This is a genomic window from Pediococcus damnosus (assembly GCF_001611155.1).
In the GTDB taxonomy this organism is placed as follows: domain Bacteria; phylum Bacillota; class Bacilli; order Lactobacillales; family Lactobacillaceae; genus Pediococcus; species Pediococcus damnosus.
This window is the reverse complement of sequence record NZ_CP012294.1, coordinates 1,541,846-1,568,425: the sequence shown is the minus strand read 5'-3', so window position 1 is coordinate 1,568,425 and position 26,580 is coordinate 1,541,846. Positions and strand designations below refer to the sequence as shown.

General features: G+C 36.9%; 23 protein-coding genes and 1 pseudogene. 5 read left to right on the top strand and 19 right to left on the bottom strand.

What is annotated here, in order from left to right:
* Positions 1-201: 201 nt before the first annotated feature.
* The 8 genes and pseudogenes from ADU73_RS07245 to ADU73_RS07210 form a co-directional block, all read right to left on the bottom strand.
* Positions 202-2,718, bottom strand: coding sequence for a glycoside hydrolase family 38 N-terminal domain-containing protein (locus ADU73_RS07245; RefSeq protein ID WP_081113866.1), 2,517 nt, complete (start codon positions 2,716-2,718; stop codon positions 202-204).
* Positions 2,719-2,721: 3 nt separating this feature from the next.
* A complete protein-coding gene (locus ADU73_RS07240) occupies positions 2,722-4,089 on the bottom strand; it encodes an ISLre2 family transposase (RefSeq protein WP_046872291.1) in 1,368 nt (455 codons plus the stop codon).
* 118 nt (positions 4,090-4,207) lie between these two features.
* Positions 4,208-4,372: pseudogene (locus tag ADU73_RS10435) on the bottom strand (glycoside hydrolase family 38 N-terminal domain-containing protein); the annotation flags it as partial.
* Between the two features lie 3 nt (positions 4,373-4,375).
* Positions 4,376-5,419, bottom strand: coding sequence for a PTS fructose transporter subunit IIC (locus ADU73_RS07230; protein ID WP_062913341.1), 1,044 nt, complete (start codon positions 5,417-5,419; stop codon positions 4,376-4,378).
* Positions 5,420-5,439: 20 nt separating this feature from the next.
* On the bottom strand, positions 5,440-5,754 hold the full coding sequence (locus ADU73_RS07225) for a PTS fructose transporter subunit IIB (RefSeq protein ID WP_046871625.1): 315 nt from the start codon (positions 5,752-5,754) through the stop codon (positions 5,440-5,442).
* Positions 5,755-5,766: 12 nt separating this feature from the next.
* Entirely contained in the window at positions 5,767-6,225 is a 459-nt protein-coding gene (locus ADU73_RS07220) for a PTS sugar transporter subunit IIA (RefSeq protein WP_046871626.1), read from the bottom strand.
* Between the two features lie 21 nt (positions 6,226-6,246).
* Complete coding sequence (locus ADU73_RS07215; protein WP_062913340.1) at positions 6,247-7,197, bottom strand: BglG family transcription antiterminator; 951 nt, start codon at positions 7,195-7,197, stop codon at positions 6,247-6,249.
* Positions 7,198-7,221: 24 nt separating this feature from the next.
* Positions 7,222-8,145 carry a BglG family transcription antiterminator gene (locus tag ADU73_RS07210; protein ID WP_062913339.1) on the bottom strand — a complete coding sequence of 308 codons (924 nt, stop codon included), beginning with the start codon at positions 8,143-8,145 and terminating at the stop codon, positions 7,222-7,224.
* A 262-nt stretch (positions 8,146-8,407) separates the two neighbouring features.
* On the opposite strand from ADU73_RS07210, the gene helD reads away from it, so the two are divergent.
* Positions 8,408-10,690 (top strand): RNA polymerase recycling motor HelD, encoded by a 2,283-nt coding sequence (gene helD, locus ADU73_RS07205; protein WP_062913338.1) that lies wholly within the window; start codon positions 8,408-8,410, stop codon positions 10,688-10,690.
* A 78-nt stretch (positions 10,691-10,768) separates the two neighbouring features.
* Here the strand turns inward: helD and ADU73_RS07200 are convergent, their stop codons facing one another.
* The 5 genes from ADU73_RS07200 to ADU73_RS07180 all read right to left on the bottom strand — a co-directional run bounded on the left by ADU73_RS07200 (position 10,769) and on the right by ADU73_RS07180 (position 16,771).
* Positions 10,769-11,083 carry a hypothetical protein gene (locus ADU73_RS07200; RefSeq protein ID WP_046871628.1) on the bottom strand — a complete coding sequence of 105 codons (315 nt, stop codon included), beginning with the start codon at positions 11,081-11,083 and terminating at the stop codon, positions 10,769-10,771.
* A gap of 106 nt (positions 11,084-11,189) precedes the next feature.
* Positions 11,190-12,314: a DUF3800 domain-containing protein gene (locus tag ADU73_RS07195; RefSeq protein WP_141306320.1), complete on the bottom strand. Its 1,125-nt coding sequence runs from the start codon at positions 12,312-12,314 to the stop codon at positions 11,190-11,192.
* Positions 12,315-12,632: 318 nt separating this feature from the next.
* On the bottom strand, positions 12,633-14,078 hold the full coding sequence (locus tag ADU73_RS07190; RefSeq protein ID WP_062913337.1) for a 6-phospho-beta-glucosidase: 1,446 nt from the start codon (positions 14,076-14,078) through the stop codon (positions 12,633-12,635).
* Positions 14,079-14,114: 36 nt separating this feature from the next.
* On the bottom strand, positions 14,115-15,413 hold the full coding sequence (locus tag ADU73_RS07185; RefSeq protein WP_046871631.1) for a PTS sugar transporter subunit IIC: 1,299 nt from the start codon (positions 15,411-15,413) through the stop codon (positions 14,115-14,117).
* A 62-nt stretch (positions 15,414-15,475) separates the two neighbouring features.
* A complete protein-coding gene (locus tag ADU73_RS07180) occupies positions 15,476-16,771 on the bottom strand; it encodes a glycoside hydrolase family 125 protein (protein WP_046871632.1) in 1,296 nt (431 codons plus the stop codon).
* Positions 16,772-16,954: 183 nt separating this feature from the next.
* On the opposite strand from ADU73_RS07180, the gene ADU73_RS07175 reads away from it, so the two are divergent.
* Positions 16,955-18,040, top strand: a complete 1,086-nt coding sequence (locus tag ADU73_RS07175) for a GntR family transcriptional regulator (protein WP_062913336.1) — start codon at positions 16,955-16,957, stop codon at positions 18,038-18,040.
* A gap of 168 nt (positions 18,041-18,208) precedes the next feature.
* Here the strand turns inward: ADU73_RS07175 and sstT are convergent, their stop codons facing one another.
* On the bottom strand, positions 18,209-19,519 hold the full coding sequence (gene sstT, locus ADU73_RS07170; RefSeq protein WP_046871634.1) for a serine/threonine transporter SstT: 1,311 nt from the start codon (positions 19,517-19,519) through the stop codon (positions 18,209-18,211).
* Positions 19,520-19,976: 457 nt separating this feature from the next.
* Here sstT and ADU73_RS07165 point away from each other — a divergent pair, with 457 nt between their 5' ends.
* Both ADU73_RS07165 and ADU73_RS07160 read left to right on the top strand, forming a co-directional pair.
* On the top strand, positions 19,977-20,765 hold the full coding sequence (locus tag ADU73_RS07165) for a competence protein ComK (RefSeq protein WP_046871635.1): 789 nt from the start codon (positions 19,977-19,979) through the stop codon (positions 20,763-20,765).
* A 33-nt stretch (positions 20,766-20,798) separates the two neighbouring features.
* Positions 20,799-21,035 carry a hypothetical protein gene (locus ADU73_RS07160; protein ID WP_046871636.1) on the top strand — a complete coding sequence of 79 codons (237 nt, stop codon included), beginning with the start codon at positions 20,799-20,801 and terminating at the stop codon, positions 21,033-21,035.
* A 47-nt stretch (positions 21,036-21,082) separates the two neighbouring features.
* Here ADU73_RS07160 and ADU73_RS07155 read toward each other — a convergent pair whose 3' ends face one another.
* Together ADU73_RS07155 and ADU73_RS07150 are read right to left on the bottom strand one after the other, a co-directional pair.
* Positions 21,083-21,988, bottom strand: coding sequence for a restriction endonuclease (locus tag ADU73_RS07155; RefSeq protein WP_062913335.1), 906 nt, complete (start codon positions 21,986-21,988; stop codon positions 21,083-21,085).
* Positions 21,989-22,138: 150 nt separating this feature from the next.
* Complete coding sequence (locus tag ADU73_RS07150) at positions 22,139-22,783, bottom strand: restriction endonuclease subunit S (protein WP_081113864.1); 645 nt, start codon at positions 22,781-22,783, stop codon at positions 22,139-22,141.
* On the opposite strand from ADU73_RS07150, the gene ADU73_RS07145 reads away from it, so the two are divergent.
* Positions 22,760-23,260, top strand: coding sequence for a restriction endonuclease subunit S (locus ADU73_RS07145; protein WP_081113863.1), 501 nt, complete (start codon positions 22,760-22,762; stop codon positions 23,258-23,260). The genes ADU73_RS07150 and ADU73_RS07145 overlap by 24 nt on opposite strands.
* Positions 23,261-23,268: 8 nt before the next feature.
* On the opposite strand, the gene ADU73_RS07140 is transcribed toward ADU73_RS07145, so the two are convergent.
* The 3 genes from ADU73_RS07140 to ADU73_RS07130 form a co-directional block, all read right to left on the bottom strand.
* A complete protein-coding gene (locus ADU73_RS07140; RefSeq protein WP_046872541.1) occupies positions 23,269-24,186 on the bottom strand; it encodes a site-specific integrase in 918 nt (305 codons plus the stop codon).
* A 147-nt stretch (positions 24,187-24,333) separates the two neighbouring features.
* Positions 24,334-24,987 carry a restriction endonuclease subunit S gene (locus tag ADU73_RS07135; protein WP_062913333.1) on the bottom strand — a complete coding sequence of 218 codons (654 nt, stop codon included), beginning with the start codon at positions 24,985-24,987 and terminating at the stop codon, positions 24,334-24,336.
* A complete protein-coding gene (locus ADU73_RS07130; protein ID WP_371861602.1) occupies positions 24,984-26,570 on the bottom strand; it encodes a type I restriction-modification system subunit M in 1,587 nt (528 codons plus the stop codon). Before ADU73_RS07130 ends, ADU73_RS07135 begins: the two co-directional genes overlap by 4 nt.
* Between the last annotated feature and the right edge of the window lie 10 nt (positions 26,571-26,580).

The following is a 26,580-nucleotide window of genomic DNA, read 5'->3' as shown; positions in this document are numbered from 1 at the left end:
TAAAAAATCAAAAAATGGAATATTGTTACCTGCAAAGCTAAGTATACTTTATAGACACCTGAACCATTCAAAATCCATGTTCTCCTAAGTTGCTAAGCAAATAGCAACAATAAAAGCAATAAAAGCAGCGCAAAATCCCATGCTTTGTGGGTTTTTACGCTGCTTTCCTAAAAAATTATTCCTGTACTTTTATCGATTTCATCAATACTTCAGCTTCAAAGAAATCATGTCGTAAGTTCCAATAAACTTCTTACTCTCCATTTTTTCTTCTAAGGCATTGATAAATTCAGCATTTCTGAACAAATCATCAGGTAATTTCATATCCTTACCAGTTGGATTTTGAATCCGGATAATATAACTATCTTGATCTTGATATGATGGATAAATCGCTGAAACAATCAATCTCTTATCCAAGTTTAATAATGAATAAGAATTTGGAATTTGTGGATTATTTTCAGTTCCCCAAATTTTGTTGTCCAATCGATTGATAAAGTAATTTAATTTTTGAGTCTGATAAGAAACAGATTGTGATAACCAATCTCTTGTTTTTTCGCTAACCTCTTGTTCGGAAAATGGCTGATCATCAAACACAATTCCAAACTCAAATTCATTTAAGCCAAGTTCCTCAGCCATTGGTGTCGCCATCATCACGTGTCCCTGATTAGTGGTATCACCTGAAGCGCGTCCTGGCCGCCATGCAAGATTTCTCTTACCCAGTTGACTGGTAGTTGCCATTAGTGTGATAAATAACTTTTCATCCTTAAATTCATACTCTTTAAGTCCCTTACCAAAGAAGGTTAAATATTTATTTTTATCCGTAATTGTAACCGTTTTGTCAAAATTATAAATATTAACTGGTTTTTCGACAAATTCTTTTTGCCAATTTTTATCAATAACTTGATTAGAAGTTTTAATAAACCCATCTTGTATATGAGCAACTGCCTCTTGAGTGTGAATAGATGGTTTAATTTGAAGTCGCAATCTATGAGAATATACCTGGTTGTTTAAAACCAACTTGGCATTCAGCATACCGTTATCAAGGAATGTGAAGTAAAGTTTGTAATCCACAAAACCGTATGTTGGATCAGTCTTCTCTCTATCCACTAATTTTAATGGCAATCTACTAGAACCACTTACAACTAACTCGTAGGGTTGATTATTGATATTATTTACAAACGAACTATCAAACGTTAATTCTTTTTCCTGGTCATTTTCTAATGGTGAATAATCATAGGTATCACCATCATTCGCAGAATCGACTAATCGTACAACATCAGGAATCATAATTCCGTTAGTTTTAAGATTAATAGCACCATTCACAAATTCAATCTTATGTCCATTTTTTTCAATGCTGTTACCACTGATTTTTGCATTACCCAATTCTGGAATTGCTTTTTGTGCATCAGTAAAATGAATAACTTTATATCCCAAACCTGGTAGGTCTACTCGACCTTGCACTTTTAACTGAAAATACTCAGGTTCATCTGTATATTCTTGTCCTTTGGGTGTCATCATCAAAATGTGATGTCGAGCCGGAAAATGCTTGCTGTCCATAATTACTGGATTCTTCAACCCATCAAAATCAACATTCTTAGAACTTGTTACAATGCTAATCTCCTTAATACCATGAAATTCACTTGGATCCGTATTAAGAATTAAAACATCATGATCGTCAAGCTCCAGGTATTCTGCCAGCTTCTTTTCAATCATATTTTCAACGCCATCAGCGATTTCGTTTGCTTCTTTAAATCTATGATTAATGTCTACTGCAACGTTATCCGACACACTCCCACCAATCGTATCATGTGCCTGACACTCTAGTAACTTTTTCCAAAGCTTGATTAATAATCCATTTCCAATATCAATTCCATTTTTTTTGGCAATTACAACCAGTGGTTCAACTCGACGAAGAATTTTTTGTTCCAAATCAAAATTTTGTATCTTATTTCGATGACGAACTGATCCAATTGTACGATGAACACGTGAATATGTTGGCAAACGCAGCTCTCCTTGATAACTTGGTAAATCTTTACGTTTACGGAGTTTATCAATAAAATCTGGATAAGTACTAATATGCGTCTCAACTTTGCTAAGCTTATTTAAATTGCTTACCGTTTCTGACATATCTTTCACAATATTCATTTGATCAATACCGGAAGGCATCAACACTTCATCGTTATTATGGTGTGTTGCTTCAAATTCTGCAGAGGGATCATAACGTTCTTTTACAAACTGTTTTAATTTACGCTTAGATTCAGTCGTGATTTGTGCAGTAAAATAACCGAACGGAAAATTTGCTGCATAAACTTCTTTATCAGATAGTCCATGCCATTTAAAGTAAACTGAATTCATTTGAAGTCTAAAATTCGTACCTCTCCAGAAAACAAAATTATCTATTCCAACTTGCTGCAATAGTGTTGGCATCTGTGCATTAAATCCAAAAGTATCTGGCAAATACCCTACCATCATTGGATTTCCATAATTCTGTTTTGTATCATTTATTCCAATTACTAAATTGCGAACAATAGATTCCGCATCTGGAATCAATGCATCTGTTTGAGTGTACCAAGGTCCAACAAATAAACGTCCTTCAGCTACTAATTTTTTGATACGTTCTTTTGCCTCTGGATGTATTTCTACGTACTCGTCAACTACTGACGTTTGGTATGTGTCAAGTTTTCCTAGGTGCCTTATAATCAACCAAATATTTATACACAATAATTAGTTTGAAAATATTTTTGCCATTGCTCCGATAGGGCTACTTGTTGGGGCATCAACTGGTATTTTACCTGAAAGAACTCCAATATGCTTAGAATGGTGCTTGTTGCTCAGCTGAGCTGAACTCAACGTCTTCAATGATTCCGTAGCGATCTCAATCGTTAGCTCTTGTAACTTTCTTAAACCACCACGTAAGTATTTATCTAGCTTACCGTTTACCCGAGCTTCAATTAATTTCAACATAGCCTCAAGGCCCTTTTCGGACCATACTTTGCCTTGCTTTTTCATTCGATACGTGTACGCTCTGTGTGAGCTTTCAACGGATCCCAATTTGCCGACCCTCATGAAGCCACGATCGTGTGGAGACTTTATAAACTGCCAATTTCTTGCCAAATATTGTCTTAGGACCCTTAGGCTCTCAAGTTCCTTATCAGTTTTAATTTGCGACTCAAATGTATCTAAAATAACGTTTAACTGATTCTGATCATACAGGCTAACGCTCTTAACGGCCTTATCAACCAATGGATTAAATAAACCAAAGGTTTGTTTAATCTTTTTGACAAAGTGATACCGATCGATAGTAAATTCAACTCTTTGAGCACTCGGAACTATTTCTCGCATACTTTTCGGGTTATACCCTGGGCCACCATCACTTGCTGTAAACACGGTCATTTCACTGATTTTATAATACTTCTCAATGTAGTCAGTTACTCGTTTTTGAACCTTTTTTTGATTGATACCAACAAACTCAACTTTGTTTGATCTTGTTCCATCTAATCCTGATTCAAAAACAATGTAATGGTGGACGTCTTGTCTTCGTCGATTAATTTTGTGTATCTCAAAGGCATCGCCTTCAACCACTAAGTTTTCAACTTTTCGTTTCTTAACTAGTTTCTCTTCGGACGATTTTTCTTCTGTCTTCACGGTATCTGCCATGTCTCTGATAATTCGGTCTACTGACCAGGCACTAATATCCGTCTGACTTGCCAGATTGATCATTGCGGCCGTATTTCTCATCGTTGTCGTTTGCCCAATTTTGGCAACGACACTTTTAAAATAAGGTGAAATTCTTTTTCTTTCTTCCAACTGAAGTTGTTCATCCAACGGGAAGTAATAACTTCCATTGGGTCGAAGATAACATCTTCTTTCAAAATTCACGGCGCCAAACATAAACTCAATTGTTCTGGCCTGTCGATTAATGAATGTATTTTCTGCCGGAATTGATGGAACGAGTGTTTCATCTAATTGCCTCAGATATTCAGCTACAACCAGCTGGAATGACTTCCTAAGATGAAGAATTACCTGCTCCTCTAAATCAAATAAACTGTCTAAATTTCCCAATGATTCAATAAAATCTGCTAAAATATACATGAAAGACCTGTATCCCTTCCTTTAATCTTCGTCGATTAAAAGGCTACAGGTCTTTTTCTATATATTCAACTCAAAATGAATATTCCTAGAATTTTATTGACCATCTAGGAAAACCTTACACTAACGACGTTTGTCCATCTAAACAGAAATTTGCATCTTTGTTTTTCTCTAATTCACTTAATACTTCAGTAAATAATTGTTCACTTAAGGTCAAAGCATCAGCAGTCGTGAAATACCATTCACGATCCCAGTGCGTATGATTGACGATATAAGCCTTAGTCATAAACTAACCTTCCTCTCCTTCAGCATTAGCATCATGTCTTGTAAATCGTTTCAAAAAGTTAACAAGCAAAGCTTCAACTAAAACGCCAATCAAAATTGCTATTGTATACAATATTGCATTTGAAGAGAATGGGATGGCCATGACTGTCGATAACGCAGTCTTTTGAACTGTCCCAAAGAAAGCGTTCACTGCACATCCAACAGATGTTCCGACGATAATGCTTGGAATTACACGCACAGGATCAGCAACTGCAAAAGGAATCGTTCCTTCTGTAATGCCAACAATCCCCATTACCAATGCGGAACGTCCACTTTCAATCTCTGCTGAACTATACAAACGTTTACCACCTAACAAAGTTGCAACAAACATGCCAAGAGGTGAGATACCGATAGCCATAAGCATAGCAGTACTTGCCTGATAACCACCTGAAGTAAATGCAGCCATACCAAATGCGTAAGCAATTTTGTTAATAGGGCCTCCCATATCTACGGCCATCATGGCTCCTAAAATAGCAGCCACTAGCACTGCATTGCCACCACTCATGCCTTTTAACCAAGCAGTCAATCCAACTGTCATTGCTTTGATTGGATCTCCAACAATGTATATCAGGATTAGCCCCACTATTAGCGTGGCCAAAAATGGAATAATAATTAGTGATTTAACGGACATTAAATTTGCTGGCATTGGAATCTTTTTAAGCCACTGAACTAAATATCCAACCAGTATTCCAACTAACATACCGCCTAAAAATCCGGTACCCATTTGTGCTGCAACTAGCCCGACAATAAAGGCGGGAGCTAATCCCGGACGATCAGCAATAGAGAAGGAAATATATGCTGCAATAATTGGTGGAATAAATCCTAAACCAGTTTGACCCAAAAGCCTTAAGTTTCCCCAAATGTCACTTGTTTCATTCCACACATTTTGTCCACCAAAGATAACAGCAATTGATGTTAATAACCCAGCTGCGGTTACCAATGGGATCATATACGAGACACCTGTTTGAAAGTGATTTGCTAATTCTTTACCAAATTTCTTCAAATTCATGAAATTCACCTCATTCTATTTTATTCAACCTGTGCAACGGCATTATCAATAGCCGCCTTACCATCTTTAACAACCGCAGATGTTCCAACTTTATAAACCTTCTTGCCCTCAAAACGATCTGCTTCTTGAACAGTAGTATCAACTGCAAAAATCACAACATCGGCATCATCAATATCTGATTGAGAAAGTCGATTTTCAAGCCCCATCGCACCTTGAGTTTCAACTTTAATGCTGTATCCTTCTTTTTTAGCATATTTTTTTAAATTTTCTGCCGCCATATATGTGTGTGCAATTCCTGCGATACATGCTGTAACGGCTACAATCTTTTTTGTCATAATTAATTCCTCCTATTGTTGTCTCAAAATTTTTAATATTTGTTCAGATGAACTTGCTTTTTTAATTGAATCTACAAAAGCATCGTCCATTAATTTTCCCGAAAGTTTTGCTAACATTCTGAGATGCTCATCACCTTGATCATCAGGCGGAATCGCCATCAAGAAAATTATATCCACCTTACTTCCGTCTAGCGAATTCCATTCCAATTTCTGATCATTTCTCGCAAAAAGCATTGTTGAAGAAATAACCGACTTACTTTGCCCATGTGGAATGGCAATATTCTTACCAATTCCTGTAGTCGTCATACTTTCTCTTTTTAAGACGTCTTTGTAAAAATCGTCAGAATCGGAAACGCTTCCATTTTTTTGTAAGATAAACGATAAATCCTTAATCGCCTCATCTCGTGTTCTTGCATGCAAATTCATCACAATATTTTTATCGGAAATAAAATCACTTAGTTGTTCATTCAATTAAATCACCTCTCAGTAAATTCAAAATCTCATTCTTTCTTTTGCTGTTAATAATTTTTTTATAAGCTTTTTATTTTCTAAAACGTTATTAAAATGCTTATAAATTTGTTCAATTTCTGATTGTACTTCTCTATTCATTGCTAAGAAAAAGACGATATTTACTTGATTGTCACCCCACAAAATTCCATCAGAATTAACATAAATCGCAATACATGGATGAACCACAAAATCAATTGGAGCATGTGGCATAGCAATATTATTCATTGCAGTACTTGCCATTTTTTCTCGCTTCATAGCTGCTTGACAAATTCCTGTTCGTCCAAATCCTTGATCCACAAGATCATTACCAATTTTATTAATAACTTCCTGCTTGGTTTCAGCTCCATGAGCAATATAAACTAATTTTTCTGTAAGAAGCTTACCAAAACTATTTGAATCTTGCCTTTCAGATAAAACCTTATTACTAATCTTTTGAATTCTATTTGTCGATTTTTCATCCAAAAATGGCGAAACAACGACCACATGCTTTCCAGGAATTTTTATATTAATTGTACTAATAACTAAATCTTCACTAATCGGATTCCTCATTAAATCCTGAATAGATGTTATACGATTAATATGAATAGTATCAGTAAAAAAGTTGCGCATCCTCTGTTCCAACAATCTTGCTGTACCTAACCCTGTGCTGCACACGATTACTGCATCAACCATATCTTTTTTTCTTTCAATAAATGCTTCGATATGGAGTGCCATAAAAGCAATCTCATCATCGTTCAATTTAATACTAAATACTTTTTCAATTTTTGTTCCCAAATCCATTGCAGTGTTGAAAGCTAACGGAAAAAAAGTTTTTATATCTGCAGTATAGGGATTATAGAGGTTCAATCCCAGCGACAATCTTTTTAATGCCGAGGTCAGGTGTACTGTTAACCCACGAAGCAATGCCTCATCATAATTAACTAAAGCTTCCACCAAGAATTCATGAATATTATTTTTTTAAATAGGCATATCAGCTTTTTCTAATTTATCATTGTCAATCGGCTGCCCCTCAGCTGCCAATATATGGATGTTTATATATTGACATTCATCTTCCGGAATAGAAAACTTAAAATTATTTTCTAAAATAGAGACAAGTTTCTTTGTATCTGCTTCAAGCTCAACCTCAGTACCGCTCTTGGCAAGTGTTTTATCTTTTCGAATTCGTTCAATTGAAACCACTAAATGAATTGCTAATGATTGAAACTCATAATCTGTAAAATGTATTGTACTTTGTTTTTCGAACTCCTTCAGAGATTTTAAAACATTATCAAAAGTAGCTTTACTAAAAAATGGCCTCATTGCACTAGGAATATCTATCTGTCGGTGTATTTCCCCCTTTTTGTCTTCTGAATAAGCCGTTTCGCCCCAATACATTGTAAGTAGCTGTGACATTAATTTTCTTTTGGAACTTTCTGTGGCATCAATTACCATCCCGTTATGGTTTGTGTTAATCGTTGCCCCAAATTTTGCTAACATCCTTTTTACTTGTTTAAAATCTTTTTCCAAGGTACTTCGACTTACAAATGCATTATCTGCTAAATCTTGAATTGTTTGTGGCTTTCCTGATAACAACAGCTTAGATAATATTGAAATCACACGTTCATCTCTGTTACTCTTTAAAGTTGAACGAGGCTTATTTTGTATAGCATTTTGTAATCCATTAGTACTTCCATCAAAATAAATTCCAACATTCCTCTTTCGAACTAATTTGACGTCATACGTCCGAACAACTTCCTGAATGCTATCTAAATATTTTGATATTGTCTTTCTGGATCTTCCAATATGCTTAGAAATATCAGAATAATGAACGACTCCAGAGTTCAGAATCAATTTCACTATATCGACTTCTTGATCAGTTAAGTCTTGAATTGATTCTTGCATTTCATCCACCTCCTGAATACGGTTACATTGTATAATGAATACTCAAATTAGAATATATTAAAAAGTATACTTAAGATAGTGTACTTTTTAAACACCAGTCAATAACTGTATCTTCTAAAACCAATTGTTCATACATGATTGGCTGCTGTTCTACACTTTCTATTGTCAATAAATCTAAACCCGTTCACTATCCTTGACTTACCCACCCAAACAGCCTAAGATACTTACACATTAAAATGCTTTTTTACTAAGGAGTCATGTTATGAGCACTGTTGATCCAGAAGAATTTCAACGCGAACAACAACGCGTTGATGACATCATAAAAAAGATCGGCAAGCAAGCCGACCACACTAAAAAGCTTTATAACCAAGCTCACAACGAAAGACGTTCCGTTGAAGGCAACTACTCTCAAAATGCTAAAATTAATACATTTGAAGCCGATGACCGAATTGAAACTAACGCGGAGGTTCAACAACAAAAAGGCCTCGTTGCCAGTGCTGTTGAAAATGAAACGATTCTTAATCGGCAAGTGGCAACTTATAAACAACTACAAAAGTCTCCTTATTTCGGTCGCATTGATATTCAAGATCCTGATGAATCGGAACCAGAAACGCTCTATATCGGGACCGCCTCATTTACCGATGAACATGAGAATTTTCTAATTTACGACTGGCGCGCTCCCATTTCCAGTGTCTACTACAATGGAAGTCTCGGAAAAGTTTCCTATCAAGCCCCCGCTGGTAAAATGACGACCGATTTAATTAAAAAACGCCAATTCTCTATTCAAAACGGCAAAATCAAAAATCTCTTTGATACTAATGAAATCGTTGGCGACGAAATTCTTCAAGAAGTTCTTGGTCAACAAAATGACACCTATATGGCAAACATTGTCGCCACGATTCAAAAGGAACAAAATGACATTATTCGGGATACAACCAGTGATTTACTGGTTGTTCAAGGCGTTGCTGGAAGTGGAAAGACTTCCGCCATTCTTCAACGGATTGCCTTTTTGTTATATCACAGTCGCCAATCATTAAACGCGGAAGAAATTGTCTTGTTCTCACCTAATCGCCTGTACAGTCGCTATATTTCTGATGTTTTACCAAGTTTGGGTGAACACAATATGCGGCAAATTACTTTGGCCGACTTTTTGTCCCAGCGTTTTCAAGGATTAAACGTCGAATCGTTATTTGATCGTTACGAAAAAGATGACCACCGTTCCGCATCACAACAGGCAATTACGACCTTTGAAGAAAGTACCGACTTCATGCAGTTAGTCACTGATTATGTGGCCAATCTGACTGCTGACGACATCCAGTTTTCGAATGTATTGTTCAATGAAGAGCCTTTCTTTACGGCTGATGAAATTCGTGAGATTTATCGCCAATTACCAACAACCATGGCTCCTGCCGACCGCTTTTTAAAAACCAAGAACACCCTCATCAAACGCTTAAAGAATCGAATTGATAAAGAGGCCGACGCAGATTGGGTTCATGAACAAATCGATCATTTGAACAACGAACAATACAATAATTTAACCGGAACCAAGAAACTTCATGATTTTGAAAACTACGATGATGAAATTCATTACATTGGTCGCAAATTGGTAGCTAAACATTTCCAGGTTGTTTATGATGCCCTGTACAACAATTATTTTATTGATCCTTATACCCAATTTATGCAGTTTCTCAAACAGGTTCAGCTACCTGAAGAAATTTCTACCAAAGATTGGCAAGCCCATAACTTTGCTTTCCAACAATCAATCGAATTCCATAAATTACATTTAATCGATGCGGCCCCTCTCCTTTTAATGCGGGACTTGATCACTGGTGGTGGCCGCAATCGGCAAATTCAACATATTTTCGTTGACGAAATGCAGGATTATTCGCTTGCCCAGATGATTTACTTTAAGCACGCGTTTCCGAATGCAAAATTCACACTACTTGGTGACAGCGAACAGGCTCTTTTCAAAAACGTCGAAGCTCCTCAACGTTTATTGGACAATTTAAAATCGGCCTTTGCGGTTCGGCGCGCAAACCTGATCACTTTGAATCGAAGTTATCGATCAACCTTTCCCATTACCAATTTTGCCAAAGCGTTATTGCCAGATGGTGATCAAATTCAGGCTTTCAGCCGGGATGGCAGTTTGCCCACCATTTTAATTCGTGATACCCCCACGGAAAGTCGCGATACCTTAATCGATCTTTGTAAAAAACAATTACAAACTTACGGAACTGTGGCAATCCTAACGCGCAACATTGCGGAAAGTCAGCACGCGTTTAATCAAATTCATCAGGCTACCCAAGCTCACTTACTGACAGATACAGACCTTGCTTTGCCTAAGGGTGTGCTGGTCATGCCTGTTTACCTGGCTAAGGGACTAGAGTTTGATTCCGTAATTGCCTATAACATCTCTAAAGAAAATTATCCGGATGCTAGTTCGACTGGTATTATTTATACAATGGCATCCCGGGCGATGCATCAGTTAACACTTTTGAGTATCGGACCTGTTTCCCCCTCTTGTCCAAGAAGCGGTGACAAGTGAAGATAAACTCGTTCAAATCCAATAAAAATAGGCAGCCAAGCGCTCTGAGAAAGCGTTTGGCTGCCTATTTTTTAGTTATTAATTTAGATTTAGCAACTTGGCATGTAATAAAACAATCTTTTCCATAACATTTGTATCCACAATGTATTTGGCATATCGATCAGGCTCAAAGTTGCTTAAGAAATCACGAATTTCAACAAAACCAGGCTTGCCCTTCACATAACTAACCGACAAATTTCCGTGAGTGACTAAATACAAATCTGCATCGGTTAGCATGCTAATACGTAAAATATCAAATTTAGCATCATACGTATATTTATCAGTACCAATTGTATGTTGCTTGTTTTTAATTCTTTTTAAAACACTATTCTTATTTAGAGTGATGTCGATCATAAAAAAACCCTCCTTCTAAATCTGCCAGCAACAATACTTTTTTTAAAAATATTATTGTCAAACATTTGTTAATTCTCCAATAGCGGAATAAGCTTCGAAACATCAACTATTTTACGCACTCAGATTTATCGATCAAAATATTTTCAAAAAACTGCATTTTTTTCAATAAAAACCGAGACATTACTGATATATTCAATAACGGACTATATTCCCTTGAACGATGCAGAATTGTAGCAAACTCTATTAGTGTTGGATTGTTTTTTTCTTCTTGAACTATTTTCAATAAATCACTAGTCTCATAATTGTTTAAAAAGTCAATATATGTTTTTAAAATATTAACAATATAGTCAGCCAATTGTAGCCCACTATTTTGTTTGGAATCCTCAAAAACAGCAAGACTTTCTGGTATATTTAGATTCTTAAAAGACCTCTCAATTGCATCCTGTTTGTCAATAATATAGTAACTGCTTGGAAAAGACGATACCCACACTGTATATTCTTCAACATATTTATCAATTAATACATCCTCTTTATTTCCAGAAAGTAAAATCGATGCAGAGTCGTAATCAACTGCTTTATCAACAAATTCTTTAGTATAAGCAATTGGCAATTTATCTGGAATTTCACCAATGTGACCAATAATGAACACTTTAAATTCTTTATAGAAATTAACTAACCTTTCTCTTACTACGTTAGGCACATTATATTTTTTTGCTAAATTTACAAATTCTTTTTGATGATTATAGGCTATTTCAGTTACTGTAGATTTGAAAAAATCCGCTTTATTCTTAGGATATACTACGTCATTCGAGGACATAATAAGTGGTTCAAGTATATCCGATATACTATAGAATAAATTGTCTATAACACCATAATGTATTAAATATTTATTCATATATAGCCAATGGATTATTTCTTGAATATTTGGGATCGATAGTATATCTAGAAAAGTACTCTTGTTATTAGAAAGAAGCCCCTTATATTTAACTTCATCTTGATTTTTAAACTTATCTCTTGTTTTTTTATCGAACTTTTCAAATAGACATTCGATATTTTTCTCAATATTATTTTCAAACGAATGCGGATTCTTGGTAGGAATAAATATTCCCCCTCTTAAGAAATAAGTGTTGTCAGTATTAAAACAACCTTTTTTTATATTAAAGTTTCCTGAATTATTTGTTTCATCTATATATGATAACCCTTTTTTCTTATAGGCTTCTTCATCTAACATAGTCAATTGATTCCTCATATTCTTAATAAATGATACCATGCAGTCTGATTCTCCTTCATTTAATTAGTGGCATCGTAATTACAGTATAACAATTACCATAGTCTTTGACTTGTATTAATTCGCTTATTGTACCGATTCATTAAATTTGGGTACTGTTTTGTCCATGGAAGATAATCTTGTTACATCAAATTATCATTAAAATTGATTACTAACATGCGATTCTTTTTTATTTGCAAATTTTGATTGATACTTTGTAACCACAATAAAAAATAGGCATCCAAACGCTCTGGGAAAGCGATTGGATGCCTATATTTTTACTTACAGTTTCTCACCATTTGATGCAATAACTTGTTTGTACCATTCAAAGGAATCCTTTTTCGAGCGTTTCTTTGAACCATGTCCATAATCATCTTGATCGACATAAATGAAACCATAACGCTTTTTCATTTCGCCAGTTCCGGCAGAGATTAAGTCAATACAACCCCATGGTGTGTAACCCATCAAATCAACACCATCAAGTTCAACGGCCTTTTTCATTTCCGTGATATGAGCCTTCAAGTAATCCACACGGTAAGGATCGTGGATACTGCCATCTGCCTCAACTTTATCACGCGCACCTAATCCATTTTCAACAATGAACAATGGCAAATGATAACGGTCTGTTAGCCAGTTTAAGGAATATCGCAATCCAACTGGATCAATCGGCCAATCCCATTCACTGGTTTTCAAAAACTTGTTTTCAGTCGCTGCATTGTCGGCATCAAAATCACCATCAATATCAAAACCGTCAGACGTGACGGTCATCGAATTGTAGTAACTTAACCCAATGTAATCAACCGTTCCTTGTTTCAGAATTTCGCGATCTTCATCGGTAATGTCCTTTCGGAAACCTTTCCGCTGCAAGTAAGCCTCAATGTTCTTTGGATAAACACCATTTGCATGCACATCCGCAAAATAGTAACGCCGTTGCATCAGCCGTTCTGTAAACATAATGTTCTTCGGATCCGCATTTACCGGATAAAGTGGCGTCATATTGATCATGCACCCAATTTTGAAATCAGGGTTAATTTCATGACCTAATTTCACAGCCTTAGCGCTTGCAACCAATTCATAATGTGCTGCCTGGTACATAGCGTCCTCATGATCTTCATCTTTTATATTTTTAAACAGAATTCCTGAATTTGTAGCAACGGAAAATTCACGATTATAACTAGTTTGGTTATTAATTTCGTTAAACGTCATCCAATACTTAACTTTGTTCTTATACCGTTTGAAACAGGTTTCCGCAAAGTTCATGTAAAAATCAATCAACTTACGATTTGTGAACCCACCATATTTTTCAATCAGATGGTAAGGCATTTCAAAATGAGACAACGTGATGACAGGTTCAATGCCATACTTGTGACATTCATCAAACAGATCATCGTAAAATTTCAAGCCAGCTTCGTTAGGTTGATTCTCATCACCGTTTGGGAAAATTCGTGTCCAAGCAATGGATGTTCGGAAACACTTGAATCCCATTTTAGCAAACAGTTTGACATCCTCTTTGTAATGATGATAAAAATCGATTCCAAAATGATTGGGATAGTTTTTTTCAGGCAACACACCATCCGTAATCTCGCGCGGAACCCCATTAGATCCTGCGGTCATGACATCGGCGATACTAACTCCCTTGCCGCCTTCCTGCCAACCACCTTCAAGTTGATGGGCTGCAACTGCACCGCCCCATAAAAAATCTTTTGAAAAACCGGTTTTATTTGGCATATCTTAATTTTCCTCCGTTTCTTTATGCTTTTTATTTTAAAGTGCTTCAGTTGTCGTGTCTGGATCTTTTACTTCGGCTTTCTTAGCAGCGGCAATCTTCTTTGCATTTTCGTTTTCTTCTTTAACTGCCTTGCTGTCAAGAGCTCTAAAGAATGGATAGTATGCAATCGTTGCGAGTGCGGCCTCGATAAGTTGCCAAAGTCCGGCACGCCAATCGCCTCCTGTCATTAAGAAGCCCATTATTCCAATTGGCGTTACCCACGGAACCGCAGCGACAATGTGACTAATGACGCCAAATTCCATAAAGTACCAGGTGATTAATTGTAGAATCATCGGAATTAAAACCATTGGAATTAAAAGAACTGTATTTAAGACAACTGGGAATCCAAACATAATTGGTTCACTAATATTAAATAGTGATGGCACAAATCCAACGTTTCGTACAGCCTTATATCGTTGGCTCTTCGCCGTAAACATACATAGAACTAAACCTAAAATGGCTCCGGTTCCACCAATGGTCATCCCAAAGTTAAGAAATCCATCAGCAGCAATATGAGTTGGTGCCTGACCTTTTGCAACTTCGGCCATGTTTTCCGTTAAGAAAACAAAGAAGATTGGTGAAGCAACGTTACCTATAATCATTGTTCCATGAGCTCCGACAAACCAGAGGGCCATGGTTAGGAAGATAACCAGTTCAACACCCCAGATGGTATCTAGGCCACCGATGATTGGTGAAAGAACATTTTGAATAATTTGGTTAATATTGATTCTAAGGAGAACACGAATGATCCAGACAATCATTAACGTAAACATCCCGGGAATCAATGCTGAAAAGGTATTTCCAACTGCCGGTGGGACAGTATCAGGTAATTTAATCGTCCAGTTTCTTTTAATAGCAAAATGAACAAGTTCACTAGCAAGAATACAAACAAGAATAGCTGAAAAGATCGAGCTTGAACCTAAATCGCTTACATTTAATGTCAACTTATCAGTTAAATTGGCAATCATATATGCTATAACGCCAATAACCGTCCCAGTTAAGGGTTCAATCTTATTGGCTCGCGCAGATTGATAACTAATTCCAATTGCGACAACCAGTCCAATTAACCCAATGGTACTGTTAGTTGCAGAATTTAAAATTGGTTGATATGGCTTAACAAATGCCTGCCACGCTGGAATTGGAAAATTCGAAAGAATTAAGAAAATGCTTCCGAATACGGTGAAGATAATGGTTGGAATCATCCCGTCTCGTAAGACGACTAAATATTTAAGTTCACCGACTTTAGTCATTGGCGGGATAATCTTGTTTTGAAAAATATCAATTATTTTGTGCATGTTACTTCCTCCAAACTTCATGACTGCTGTGATTAACAATAAGTGCAATAACTTTTAATATTTCATTTAACCTGATTTTCAAATACGTTGAGAAACAATTGGCAGTACGTCATATCTGCCCAAGAAAAGCTCTCCCTTGTAAACTTCTTTGGATCATCAACGTGAATACTTTCATGCACATGCAGCGTGTCGCCATCGTTATCGGCAATTGTTTCTAATACTACTTTTTGTTTGGCGACGGAATCACTTGTGAGACCTTCCATCGAAAGCGCAATTGGCCAAACGTAACTTTCTGGAGTGTGCGGACTCCCAATTCCGGATAAAAACTTACCTTTATAATAATACGGATTCTGATCACTTAAAATAAACCTTCGCGTATTAACATAAAGTTCGTCTTCATTGGAACAATAGCCAAGATATGGCAACGACAGTAAGCTGGGAACATTCGCATCATCCATCAAATTGTAATTTCCAAGCCCATCAACTTCATAGGCAAATATTTGGTAATCGCCCACAGTTGTCAAAGCTGATTCCTGAATTCCTTGGATAACCTGATCTTTGATCTCAACAATTGTACTCAGCAAGGATTGATCTCCTAAGCCGTGATTAATCAAATCCTCTAAATACTGCAAAATGACCACCGCATACATATTTGCCGGAACTAAGTAGCCATATTTACAGGCATCATCGCTTGGTCGAAACCCACTCCAGATCAGGCCGGTATATCTAACCGGTTCCCCTTTGCCTTCGTTTGTTAATGTATCGGTTGGTGCCCCGTTAGAACGTTCAAACGTATATGGCGAATCATTATGGTGCTGTTCTTGTTTGAATACCGCCAGAATCAATTTCACGGTTTCCCAGAAATTCTGGTCAAACTGTTCCGTATCTCCCGTTTGCTCATACAGCTTGTAAGCAATAAAAATCGGGGCACATAGTGAATCAAGTTCGTACTTACGTTCCCAAACTTTAGGTGAAATGGGAACGTTCGAAACATCACTGGTGTGAACTTTCAAAGCATCCTTCCGAAACGAATTGGCATACGGATCAATTTGAATCAAGTGACATTGCGTCGTAATTAAAGCATGAATTAATTTTTTGACTGCCGGTAAGTGATCCGCAAATTTAACTAACGGTAACATCTGAAAAGTGGAATCGCGTAACCACATTGCTGGAATATCTCCAGTGGCCAAGAAAAAATATTCATCGTCCAGAACACTAGCATTGTCCGCAAGAATCGAATTAATTCCTTTGAAAAAAAGTTCATTGGCTTTTTTACTTAGACTGGCATTTTGCATCGTTTCCGTTGCTTGTTTGAGCTCCCTTTGTGCATTGGTAATATCAATCTCTTTGATTTTCATTGGCAATGGCACCGCTTTCAAAATTGTTTGTGTTGCAACTTCTTTATTATTGCTCAAAGGGTTTTAAAAAAGTGATATAATGCAAAATAAAGCTAAATGTATTAAAAAAAGATACATTTAAGTAAAAATAATCTTTATAAATCAACTTTCTAAAAATGAGGTAACAACATAGCTTACCAACCGATGTACAAAAAAATAGCCAGTGATCTTCGTAATGCCATCGACACTAAGTCACTTTCGACATTTCCTTCCGAACAAGAACTGATGAAATCCTATAAGGTAAGTCGGACAACCATTCGCAAATCGCTAGAACTGCTAAAGGAAACCCATGTCATTCAAAGCCACCGAGGTCGAGGCACCAAGATAATCAAAAAAACGACGCCGCATCCTGCAGGCATGCCAAATACCAATCGGCAGATTATTGGGTTAGTAATGGTGGGCTTTACCGATAGCTATGGCACCAGCCTGCTTAAAGCAATTCAAGCTTACGCGCTAAAAATGAACTACTTCGTCATCATGCGCTTTTCCAATCAGTCTGCTCATGACGAGGCGCTTTACATCAAACAACTGATCGATTTTGGTGTCGCCGGTCTGTTAGTTTTTCCCGTCGAAAATTACGCCGAAAAATCAGAGGTTTTAACCTCTAATATTAAAAGGGTCCCAACCGTGTTATTGGATCGGCAGATAGAAAATTATTCACTGCCAATTGTTTCCACGGATAACTATCATGCCGCAAAAACATTAACCAAATTATTGCTCCAAATGGGTCACGTCAATACCGTGTTTATGTTGCGAAAAGGTTCTAATAATTCGGCAATGGATGAACGCATCCGCGGTATCAAGGACGCCTATCATGATTTTCAACGCACCATTCCCGATGATGCGTGGCAACAGCTGGATATTCCGGATGCTACTTCAGAGCACTACTATGATCGCTTTCAGAAATCACTTGACGAAATCAGAAACCGATTAGTGTTTAACAAGAAGTTCACGTGCTATATGGCCTTGGATTTTTCTTGCATCAATACCTTCATCATTGCCAAGGATTCGCTAACCAAAAAGATTAATCGTGTTAGTTTCTTGGGCTTTGATGGGCCACCCTATCTCACTTCGGATGTAAAATACAATCGCATTGTCCAAGACGAAGGTGAAATTGCTCATCAAGCGATTAAACTATTGGATAACTTGATTAATGGCGTGGAAGTGCCGTCTACAAAGATTTTGATTGAACCTAAATACCTTGATAATCATTCTGTGTTCCCGGTGTAAATTTATATTGATCTTGTTTTTCATTTTCCATGAAATTTTTGAATAAATTAAAAAATACCAGCTAACTACTTTATTTATACGAAAGTAGTAGCTGGTATTTTCATTAATCGAAATTTGGTTATAAAGAATTTTTTAGTCAGTCCTGTAAAAATTACTCAGTGTCGTTAATTATTCGCCTGCTTCATTTTCAACTGCTTGAGCATCCAGCTCCTCATCTTCTTGAGTTGCCGAATCATTCGCTTTTGCCTGCCGGACACGTTCACTGATGTTTACCGGTGTGCCAGCACGACGGAGATCTGCAAACTCTGCGGTTGCTGTAAAGAGTAAATCACTGGCAGAGTTAACGGCCGTTTCAACGGAATCCTGAATCACTCCAATGATAAACCCAACGCCCACTACTTGCATCGCAATGTCATTAGAAATCCCAAATAGGCTACAAGCCATCGGGATCAGAAGCAACGAGCCGCCCGCAATCCCTGAAGCTCCCGTTGCGGAAATAGCGGATAGTAAACAAAGCAGGAATGCCAATGGAAATGAAACTTCCATCCCCAGCGTGTGCGTTGTTGCCAATGTCATAATTGAGATGGTCATTGCTGCTCCACCACTATTGGCGGAAGCTCCTAGTGGAATCGAAATTGCATAGGTTTTCTTACTTAACCCCAGGCGGCGACAAAGTTCCATGTTAATCGGAATATTCACGGCAGAACTGCGGGTAAAAAATGCTGGAATGCCACTTTCACGAAGCGTAAATAGCGTTAACGGATAAGGATTTTGGTGCGTCATCAGTGCCACCATTGCCGGATAGACAATCAGCGAAACAAACATCATCGAGCCGACCACCAATAATACAAGTTGACCATATTTGGCCAAACCGTTAAGCCCCGATTCTGAAACTGACGTAAATACAAGACCGACGATCCCAAAAGGTGCCAACTGTATGATGAATTGAACCACGCTCGTCACTGCGTTTGAAAGATCATTGACAACTTGTTTGGTTTGTTTGCCGGCTGCTCGTAAACCAACCCCAATCAAACTTGCCCAGACTAGAATTGATAAGTATTGGCCTTCTACCAGTGCTTTAACAGGATTTTCAATCGCATTGTTAAGGACACCCTTCAACACAGTCGCAATCCCTTTCGGTGCGGCAGTGGTTGTTTCTGATACTTTAGGCAAAAAGATTTCAACTGGAAAAAGATAACTAGCGCCAACCGCAACCACCGCGGCCACCAAAGTTGCTGTTAAGTATAGAACCACAATCGAACGCATGTGGGTTTTCGAACCCTTTTCGTGCTTTGCCATTGAAGATAGTATTAACAAGAAGACTAACAATGGGGCAATTGCTTTTAGTGAATTGACGAAAAGATCACCGAGGATCGTGATCCAGGTCAAATGTGGGACCCCCACTCCTAGAACTGCACCAACGATAATTCCAATCAAAATTCGCTTAATCAGCGAAATGCTAGTAAATTTATCCCACATAAGTTTCACATCCATTCTTTTAAGTTAATCACTAGTATATCTGATTATGAGAAATAAACAAATGCTTTTTTAATTTATTTTTAATTTGACCGTGTGAATGCCACTTTTAAATGGCCTTAAACACGCTATTTCAGGATTCTTGTTTATATCAAAGATTATATTATTTTCGCCTATTCATCACAGATAAAATATTTTTTTGATGAATTCTTATTCCTTATAGACTAAATTTCTATCATTCAGCTACCCATTTGGTTAAATAAACAACCAAATGAAATGTTTTACACACAAAAATCCATGTCAATTCAAACTATTTAATTTAAGATTCCCAAATTACCCATCCAGAACGTGACAAATAAGCCGTTCCAAACGGCTAATTTTAGACTATACAAAAATTAAAGTTCTGGTATACTCTTAAAAGTATCATGAATTAGTTATAGAAAACACGGGGGGATTTTACATGGATACAGTACATTTGGAGAAGTTAAACGAGCTACATGAGGTTATTGAACGAAGAACGATTAGTCGGTTTCAAGAAATTGCGGATAATGCGCAAACGATTGATAAAACGGAAATTTGTGAGACCACGACTTTTTATATTCATGACACCTCACATTGGGACACTGATTACAACAGTATTGTTTTTGACGCGCATCGCGGCCTACACAAAACAAAGAAAACGACCAAGCAATTAATCAATAAATTTGCTCGGTCAAAAGAAGCCAACTTTATGTTGATGCAGGCAATGGGCCGCCAGCTTGAAGTCAAACGCTGCTGGCCTTATGTCTTAGGAAATGTTCAATTTGTACCAACGAGTGGCGCTACATATACCTCAACCAATTGGATTGCGGTTCATCATTTGAAGGACGCTTATCAAGATGTAGAAGATCCAAAACGACTCTATTTGTTGTTTAATGAAGGGATGCGTTTGAACGTCCGCATCGATTTAAAACATTTAGAGCGTAAACTAACGACCGTGCGAAAATACTATGATTTCCAAGTAAGTTTAGCTAAGTTCCTTGGCAAACAGTTTACGACTGAATTTGTCGCACCTCAAGCTAATAGTTATCTATTCACACGCATCCCTAAAACCGCTGAATTACCCGCAACTGAATATCAAAATTGTCGGGAAATCCTGATCCGCATTTTATTTCAGGTTTATAAAACAATGAGCCCAGAAGACCGGATCAGACTCGATGACATGGAAAGCCTTTATAAGGACATGCTTAAAGAACGCAGTATGCTGTAAAAAAACTTGCCCACAACTAGAAAGGACTAGCTAATGAACAAATTTGAGTTTACTTTTCACAACATGCACGTGATCATTTCGACTAACGACTGTATTAATTCAATCCGCATTAATGGCATGCTGGTTGAACATCAATATCATGACACTGAAGAATTGGCACTTGCGGCAGTTATGCCTACTGCTCATGAATTAGTTGCCTTCTATATCGGCTGGGAGTTAAAGACCGCTGAGATGGAAAAAAATAGCTTAAGAACTGGAAAGCGTTCTTAAGCTACATCGTTTTTGTGATCACATTCTGTCTATGCAGAATGTGATTTTTAATTATTGCTAGAATAAAAATCATCCAATACATAAGTCGTTACTGGCTTGGCATGAATTCCAAGTTTAGAAACGAGATCAGCTATCTTATCGCCGTTAATCAACGTAATAACCCGCGTTCCAACTCGTGAAGCTCGAATCGCATCTTTTGTATAATCCGAAGTTGTAATAAATATACCGTACTCTGCATTATACTTATCCATAGCACCACGAAATTTATCAATTTCAGGAGAAGAAACAGCACCATTCCACCTTTTTGCCTGAATAGCTACTCTAGCAGTTCGAAAATCACCGGTTGTTAGATAGCCAAATCCATCAATTCCACCGTCACCCGTTAGTTTAGTGCCAAGCGTTTCATCTAACTCTACACCCATCTTCTTTACTAATAAACGAGCAAATAACTCAAATTTTGCAGGTGTGAATGCATTAAGAGATTGGGCCAAATCACCTTTCCAATCGGCTTCAGGTTCATCTTCAATTTTGGCATCAGTATTGTCTATATCTTTTTCTGAAGCCTTTATTTTATTCTTTTTTTGCTGTTTTCGTTCGTCCCATTTAGGATTCGCTAATTTTCTTATATCTCGTTCGACATCTAATTTATCAAAATCAAATGTACGCCCTTTTTCCGTTAATTCGATAACACCACGTTCCGGATGATATAAAAAATCAGCAAATCCTAAGCTTGCTACCGCAAAATTAAACACATAGTCAAATGGACGATATAGATTGTTTCCCCGACTCATTTTTTCAAATGTGGTAAATTCCCCTAAATCATCTGAATATAACGCTATCTCTTTTTTAAGATCGTTAATATTAGATTGACCGCCTAATTTTTTTAAAGCCTTTAAAATGATTGGAAATAACATTTCTTCTCGTTCTTTTTGAGACGCCTGCTTGAATTTCATGATTTCTCCTTTGATTTCCTCTAATAGTTCAATTTTACTATAGTTTGCGTTTCAACTTTGGTTTTTATTAAAAATTTACATAACTAACTGTCCAAATCTTAGTTTCTGTAAAGCCTTTCAACCAAACTAATATAAGTTTCATCTAATATACTATGAACTATCAAGGAAACACGCAAAAAATCGGTATTTTGACTGTCGTTGATTGGCAGCGATAAGGCGGTCAATACCTTTAAAAAAGGTTCCGATCTCTCGTTGCTCATCAAGGGTTGGCAGATTAATTGGTATCTTTTTTAAGATTTCACCATTTAATTTTGCTCTACCTCCGCCAACCAACCACGAGCTGATATTCATTGACTTAATTAGAGAAGACAAATATAAATTATCTAAAACCTCATTTTTTCCAGTAATAACATGTGCATGATTATTTACCCAAACCTTACCACTAACATAATGAACTGGATAATTCATTACGTCGTTTGCACCATCTTCAGCAATTAAAACGAATTCGCCATTATGTGTATAACCTTTAACATAGTCTTGAATACCATTTGCTCCATAATATGGAATATTCCCTGAAATCCTATCACTTTTTGTAACAGGTATTCTTAAATTGTCTTTGAATTCGGCAACCTCGTCTAACTTACGCAGTTCCCAAACGTGCCCCGTTTTTTCTACTAGTAAATTAGTAATAACGCTTGGGAACCGCGTAAGTTTTTTAATAATATAAAAAGAACAATAGATTTTCGCGGCCGAACTCCAAAGAAATTGGGAATGGAATGGAGTGAAAAAGGGCATCTTGCACTCTCTGCTTTAAATGTTAAGAATGGGTATATTGATAAGTCGGTTAATGCACATTATGCTGATGAAAATTTATATCAAAAATGGATGACAGGTAACGAGTTGGAAAAGGGACAAGTATTATTTACGACCGAAGCTCCAATGGGAAACGTTGCTCAAATTCCCGACAACGAGAAATATGTTCTAAGCCAGCGGACAATTGCATTCGAAGTTTTAGATAATGAAATTACAAATGATTTTCTTGCAGTTATTTTAAGTTCAAAAAATGTCTTTAACCGACTACAAACTTTGTCTAGTGGTGCCACAGCAAAAGGCGTTAGTCAAAAATCACTAGCACAATTATTAATTACAGTACCAAATTCATTAAAGGAACAAACTCGAATAGGGATCTTCTTTAAAAGCCTTGATAGCCTTATCGCTGCCAATCAACGACAGCAAAAAAGCCATGGCTATTGTGTTCTCCATGACTTATAAGCATCTTCTTATATTAAACTGGCCAAATGCTTCATTACCTTATCATTATCTTGATTCTCCAACTCTTGAATAATATGCAGATACGTTTGTTGGGTCGTAGTCATGTTAGAATGTCCCAATCGCCTAGCCACTGACGCAATACTGACACCTGCATATAATAACAACGAGGCATGAGTGTGCCTTAATCCATGCACTGATATAACGGGGATATTTGCCTTTTTACACAACCTTTCGAGATAATGGTTGACCGTATCGTTATACACCTTAGATCGCACAAAAATAGGTTCATTCTCTGGCAGTCCTTTAGTTAATTGTGAAAATTGAATCACTGTTTGCCAATCCAGCTGAACTTTCCTAACCGAAGATTTGTTTTTAGTCGGTGCAAACCCCGATTCTACCGACTTATAGTCCCATGTTTTGCTGATATTTAAGTACTGATGAGCAAAATCAAAGTCCTTTGGGGTGACTGCCAAAGCTTCCGCAAATCGCAATCCTGTCTTTGCAGTTAATAGAATAAAGTAATCCCAATTAACTCCTTCATCCAAAACTAATATATTCAGTAAATCCTGTACTTCATGTTGACTAAGAAACTTAACCTTATGTTTTCTATGTGGTGTACCCTTAATAATGGCCTTTCGAGTTGGATCACGATCTATCAAACCTTCTTCTAAAGCATCAATCAAGGCGCTTTTGATATGTCGATGAAAGTCCATCACTGTTTGCCGTTCATGTGTTTCAGCATAATCGTTTAACAACTGCTGATAAGTTAACCGAGATAACTCAGACATCTTTAAATCAGGCACTAAGCCGACTAACTGCCGATGGGTCATCTCATACTTTCGATACGTTACTGGTCGAACTGCATCTAATTTATACAGTTTCATCCATTGATCAAAATACGTGTGTAGCTTTAATTCTTGTGTCATTACGACACCTCCATATAAAAAATTAGGAAAATTTAAATTTCCTAATTTAGTCATACAGATTTATAACAATATTTACTAGTTTTTAGTTGTTCTTACATCATAGCTGTCGCTTATCAGCAGGGTTAGCGCGATTGATTATACAAAATATCATATAAACATATTTTGCATAAACCATTTTTTTAGTTTTTTGAGTTGTTCGGACTTACTTTGATTGGCAGCGATAAGATCATTAACACTTTTTAACAACAACCCAATGCTGGATTGTTCATTTTTATTTACAGGAATATTTATTACAACTCTGGAAAAATCTCTTTTTGTTATGTGTGGTTGAGCTGACCCGACATGATCTTTCTTCATGAACAGATCAATAATTCTGCCTCTAAATACTGATTCTAGAAAAGAATTCGAAACCATATTATTCAAAATTGGACGAAGTATTAACATAGCAGAGTTAATACGTACCGATGGGAATTGACCATGATCATCTTTATCATAATATGCTAAGTTACCTAGCGTCCCCCTGGAAGTAAGTACAAAATCATGAATTTTTAATTTACCTTTTTGTAGTTGGCTATCCTTATATTTTGTTATATATTTCAACGTTTGAAAGTTAAAACCATTCTTTCTAACGTTTCCGGTGTCAAGAAACAATGTGTCCCCGTGATTATAAAAATCACTTTCATGAGGATAATTTTTCCCTCGATCCCCATCTATTATATTTACAACTTCATTAAGTTTACGCTGTTCCCAAGCGTCATCAAATCCCGCAAAGCGGACATTTGGTTGTTTTTGATCACTCATTGTTTAAACAACTCCTTAATTTTCGTAAGCTGCTGTTGAGCGTCAGTATCTTTGCCCACTAAATCGTCTAACATCCCACTAATATCGCCTGTTAGCTGATTAATTTCTGCATCCGTTTCATGCATTTCTTGACTTAACTTATCAACATCTACTGGTGGTTCTTCTTCAAAAGTATCGACATAACGGGGAATATTTAGGTTATATTCGTTCTCTTTAATTTCGTCTAAATTGGCCACATGTGCATACTTATCAACGTCCTTTCGATCTTCATAAGTATGCACAATCTTGTCGATATTGTCTTGGGTAAGGACGTTTTGATTCTTTTCCTTAGAAAACTCATTTGAAGCATCAATAAAGAGAACATCCTTATTGTCCTTATTTTTCTTTAGAATCATAATTAAGGTTGGAATTGAAGTAGAAAAGAAAATATTTGCTGGCAATCCAATCACTGCATCAATCATGTTCTTATCAACCAATTGCTGCCGAATTTTGCCTTCCTTGGCACCTCGGAAGAGCACGCCATGAGGCAATACAATCCCCATTGTTCCTGTGGGTTTCAAATGATATAACCCGTGTAATAAGAAAGCATAATCTGCCTTGGACTTAGGAGCCAATACACCAAAATCGCGAAAACGTGGATCACTCAAACGTTTTTCATTGTTATCCCAATGTGCAGAGTAAGGCGGATTCATAACGACCGCGTCAAACTGATAAGGTTCGGCGGTTGGCCAATCAGCATCAAGTGTATCTCCGTTACGCACAAAAATATCTTCGTAATGGACACCATGTAACATTAAATTCATTCGTGCCAAATTAAAAGTCGTTGTGTTTAATTCTTGCCCGTGATAACTAATGTGCAAATCGCCGGTAACTTGACTTGCCACAGTTAGCAACAAGGAGCCAGACCCCAACGCGGGATCATAAACGCTTCGAATTTGGTTTTTCCCTTCTTTGTGACCAATCGTGACAATTCTAGAAATGATTTCACTTACTGTTCGAGGTGTATAAAATTCACCCGCCTTTTTCCCAGCACTCATAGCAAATTCACTAATTAAATATTCATAGGCATCCCCTAAGACATCCCGATCTTCAGTAAAATCAATATCCTTGAGAGCCATAATCGTATCATTCATTACCTGACTAGGGTTCTTGCCAAGCCGAGTTGAATCTAAATCAATATCTGAAAATAAACCATCAAAATCTTCTTCAGATTCATGTCCCTTAACGGATTGTTCTAAATTAAACAATGCATTTTTTAAATCTGAAACCTGAAATTGATGATTTTGAATACGGGTAACGATGCTATCAAATAGTTCATCTGGTTTAATAATAAAACCCAATGAATCATACAAAACATCTACAATATCATCATGTTGTTCATTCCAATAGCGCTTGTAAATTTCTAATGGATCTCCATCTTCCTCGGTTTCTGTCATAACCGTTTTAAGAGTTCGTTCACTTAAAAATCGATAGAAAATTAATCCTAATAAATAGTTTTTATATTCATTAGCATCCATCTTTCCACGTAACACATTGGCGGCATTCCATAGGGCTTGTTCTAAAGTCTGACTGCTGTCTTTCATAATATATATC

Coding starts and splice junctions, on each gene's coding strand:
- ADU73_RS07185 (WP_046871631.1), bottom strand. CDS start 15,413: ATGCACAAAATAATTGATATTTTTCAAAACAAGATTATCCCGCCAATG.
- ADU73_RS07175 (WP_062913336.1), top strand. CDS start 16,955: ATGTACAAAAAAATAGCCAGTGATCTTCGTAATGCCATCGACACTAAG.
- ADU73_RS07195 (WP_141306320.1), bottom strand. CDS start 12,314: ATGTTAGATGAAGAAGCCTATAAGAAAAAAGGGTTATCATATATAGAT.
- ADU73_RS07225 (WP_046871625.1), bottom strand. CDS start 5,754: ATGACAAAAAAGATTGTAGCCGTTACAGCATGTATCGCAGGAATTGCA.
- ADU73_RS07190 (WP_062913337.1), bottom strand. CDS start 14,078: ATGCCAAATAAAACCGGTTTTTCAAAAGATTTTTTATGGGGCGGTGCA.
- ADU73_RS07200 (WP_046871628.1), bottom strand. CDS start 11,083: ATGATCGACATCACTCTAAATAAGAATAGTGTTTTAAAAAGAATTAAA.
- ADU73_RS07145 (WP_081113863.1), top strand. CDS start 22,760: ATGGAATGGAGTGAAAAAGGGCATCTTGCACTCTCTGCTTTAAATGTT.
- sstT (WP_046871634.1), bottom strand. CDS start 19,519: ATGTGGGATAAATTTACTAGCATTTCGCTGATTAAGCGAATTTTGATT.
- ADU73_RS07150 (WP_081113864.1), bottom strand. CDS start 22,783: ATGCCCTTTTTCACTCCATTCCATTCCCAATTTCTTTGGAGTTCGGCC.
- ADU73_RS07240 (WP_046872291.1), bottom strand. CDS start 4,089: ATGTATATTTTAGCAGATTTTATTGAATCATTGGGAAATTTAGACAGT.
- helD (WP_062913338.1), top strand. CDS start 8,408: ATGAGCACTGTTGATCCAGAAGAATTTCAACGCGAACAACAACGCGTT.
- ADU73_RS07180 (WP_046871632.1), bottom strand. CDS start 16,771: ATGAAAATCAAAGAGATTGATATTACCAATGCACAAAGGGAGCTCAAA.
- ADU73_RS07210 (WP_062913339.1), bottom strand. CDS start 8,145: ATGCAAGAATCAATTCAAGACTTAACTGATCAAGAAGTCGATATAGTG.
- ADU73_RS07140 (WP_046872541.1), bottom strand. CDS start 24,186: ATGACACAAGAATTAAAGCTACACACGTATTTTGATCAATGGATGAAA.
- ADU73_RS07165 (WP_046871635.1), top strand. CDS start 19,977: ATGGATACAGTACATTTGGAGAAGTTAAACGAGCTACATGAGGTTATT.
- ADU73_RS07130 (WP_371861602.1), bottom strand. CDS start 26,570: ATGAAAGACAGCAGTCAGACTTTAGAACAAGCCCTATGGAATGCCGCC.
- ADU73_RS07135 (WP_062913333.1), bottom strand. CDS start 24,987: ATGAGTGATCAAAAACAACCAAATGTCCGCTTTGCGGGATTTGATGAC.
- ADU73_RS07155 (WP_062913335.1), bottom strand. CDS start 21,988: ATGAAATTCAAGCAGGCGTCTCAAAAAGAACGAGAAGAAATGTTATTT.
- ADU73_RS07230 (WP_062913341.1), bottom strand. CDS start 5,419: ATGAATTTGAAGAAATTTGGTAAAGAATTAGCAAATCACTTTCAAACA.
- ADU73_RS07160 (WP_046871636.1), top strand. CDS start 20,799: ATGAACAAATTTGAGTTTACTTTTCACAACATGCACGTGATCATTTCG.